The 2048-nt window shown below is 70.0% G+C and carries 4 protein-coding genes and 1 pseudogene; 3 read left to right on the forward strand and 2 right to left on the reverse strand.

Annotated features, from left to right (window positions below):
* Positions 1–228: 228 nt before the first annotated feature.
* Positions 229–459 (reverse strand): hypothetical protein, encoded by a 231-nt coding sequence (locus AB0F91_RS47085; protein ID WP_360609031.1) that lies wholly within the window; start codon positions 457–459, stop codon positions 229–231.
* A gap of 136 nt (positions 460–595) precedes the next feature.
* Here AB0F91_RS47085 and AB0F91_RS47090 point away from each other — a divergent pair, with 136 nt between their 5' ends.
* From AB0F91_RS47090 to AB0F91_RS47100, 3 genes are all read left to right on the forward strand, one after another.
* Positions 596–1033 carry a pyridoxamine 5'-phosphate oxidase family protein gene (locus AB0F91_RS47090; RefSeq protein ID WP_360609033.1) on the forward strand — a complete coding sequence of 146 codons (438 nt, stop codon included), beginning with the start codon at positions 596–598 and terminating at the stop codon, positions 1031–1033.
* A gap of 342 nt (positions 1034–1375) precedes the next feature.
* Entirely contained in the window at positions 1376–1615 is a 240-nt protein-coding gene (locus AB0F91_RS47095) for a hypothetical protein (RefSeq protein ID WP_360609034.1), read from the forward strand.
* Between the two features lie 106 nt (positions 1616–1721).
* Positions 1722–1901, forward strand: coding sequence for a hypothetical protein (locus tag AB0F91_RS47100; RefSeq protein WP_360609036.1), 180 nt, complete (start codon positions 1722–1724; stop codon positions 1899–1901).
* Positions 1902–1937: 36 nt separating this feature from the next.
* On the opposite strand, the pseudogene AB0F91_RS47105 reads toward AB0F91_RS47100, so the two are convergent.
* Positions 1938–2048, reverse strand: a pseudogene (locus tag AB0F91_RS47105) (alpha/beta hydrolase); the annotation flags it as partial.

Raw genomic sequence — 2048 nt, forward strand, 5'->3', positions numbered from 1 at the left:
GGCGTCGTCGATGAAGCGGTCTTCAGACATCCCAACTCCTGTGCTGCTCGATGGTGACGGTCACCAGAGGCAGTAGCGCCTCCGCGGGGAAGCGCGCCTCGGCAGCGTTGCCCCGCAGGCGAGGCAACGCCGGCGACGTGCGCTCATGCCCCCAGCGTCGCCCCGCCGGGGCGCAGCCACAACCCCGCCCACCAGCCCCGAATTTGCAGGTCACCGCTGCAACCCGCTCTACATGAGGCGGCGGACGGGCCAGGGCGAGTTCGCTTCGAGGGCGCGGAGCAGGTACGGGCTCGGGGGAACGCCTTTGACCTGCTTCGCGAACACGTAGCCGCCGCGGGAGCCGCGGCCGCCGGCGCGGACGGGTCCCATGTTCTTCGGCTTGAACACGAGGAACTTGGCGTTGCGGGGTCGGATCGGTCCGCGGCCGACGTACACGCCGGTGCCACGAGCGAGGTGCACGGCTGGATACCGCAGCAGCGGGCCCGATGCTGGCCGACTGTCCCGAGAGTCAGGGACTTCTTGCCCTGACCCCGTTGCCTGCAGCCGCGCACACTCGACGGTGAACTCACTTTTCCGCCGACTACCGGGATCAACGATGACCGAGTTGCGCCCTTTGACCACACGGGAATGCATCGACCTGCTGTCGACCCAGCCTGTGGGCAGGCTGGTGTTTTCCGAGAACGCGTTGCCTGCTATCCGGCCGGTCAACTTCTCCGTGCACGAGGGAAACATCATCGTCCGGAGCAGCCGCACCGGGTCGGTCGCCAAGCTCCGCGACGAAGTGGTCGCGTTCGAAGTCGACAGCATCGACCTCGCCACCCGCACCGGATGGAGTGTTGTCGTGCTTGGCAAGGCGAATCCGATCACCGAAATCGACGAACTGGTGGCGCTGGCCGAGCCCCGCCACCGGCCATGGCCCGGCGGAGAACGTTCACACTTCGTGCGGATCCCGATAGAAGTCATCAACGGGCGAATGTTCCACGTGTCCGACGCCGGCGCCACTCAGCCCTGCGGACTCGGACGGCAGGAATAGATCTCTCGTCCGTGCCGGGAACCCTCAGTCCCGCTGGTGAGGAGTTCGCCCACCCGCTCATGCGGCACCCCGATTCGGAAGTTCAGCACTGCCGAGTGGGAGACCGCGGCTGACGAGGTCGATCCCGACCGCAGCATCCGCGGCGCGGCTGACCACGAAACCGAGCAGAGGTGGGGGAGAAGACGTCCGTGATGCTGCCCGAACGGTCCGCAGGGGACCAGCCAGCCCGCCACCGGCGAGGCCGGCTCCCGCGCGACCTCGCGGGCCCGGCTGACCGAGCACGCCGACTCGATCGGCACCGCGGCCGCGCAGCTGCGCGCTGCGGTCGCCGACGCCCTGACCGTGCCCGACCCCGACCCGCTCGTGCTGGCGCTGGAGGCCATGGCCACGCAGCCGGAGGCGCACCGCCGCGACCTCGACCGGCCAGCCGTCACGCCCGTCGACCTTGACCACCTGGACGCGGCTCCCGACGACGACGTCGACGAGCCGGGCACCGGCGCGCCGGGCGGGGCAGCAGTGGTCGTGGCGGAGGACGCGGCGCCGGCGTGGGCGCGGGTGGTCATCGACACCGCGGCGCGCTGAGCCCCGCGGCGGCGCACCACGGGAAGAACGGCCGCCGCGGCGACATGGCTATGAGGCACGTATTCGCCAGCCAAAGCCCACAGCCCACGACGAGCTCACGCGGCTGATGGCCGCGTGGAGCTGCGACGTCGACGCCGAGCCGTTCGCTCCCGAGCTGGAGATCGTGGCGATGCGGCGCCGCTGGATGGCCCAGCAGCCGCCCCACCAGCCGCCGCTCGGCGAATCCAACGAGCTCGGCACGCACCGCGAGGCCCCGCGGATGACCCGCGAATTCGTCGACTTTTAGCCGTGCGAATCCGCGGGCCTCCGCGTGCTCGCCCGATCAGGACCGGATGAACTCGAGCAGGTCGGCGTTGATCGTCTCGGCCTGCGTCGTGGGCATGCCGTGCGGGAAGCCCGCGTAGGTCTTGAGCGTGCCGTTCTGCAGGAGTTT

It is taken from the genome of Amycolatopsis sp. NPDC023774, from assembly GCF_040639695.1.
GTDB lineage: Bacteria > Actinomycetota > Actinomycetes > Mycobacteriales > Pseudonocardiaceae > Amycolatopsis.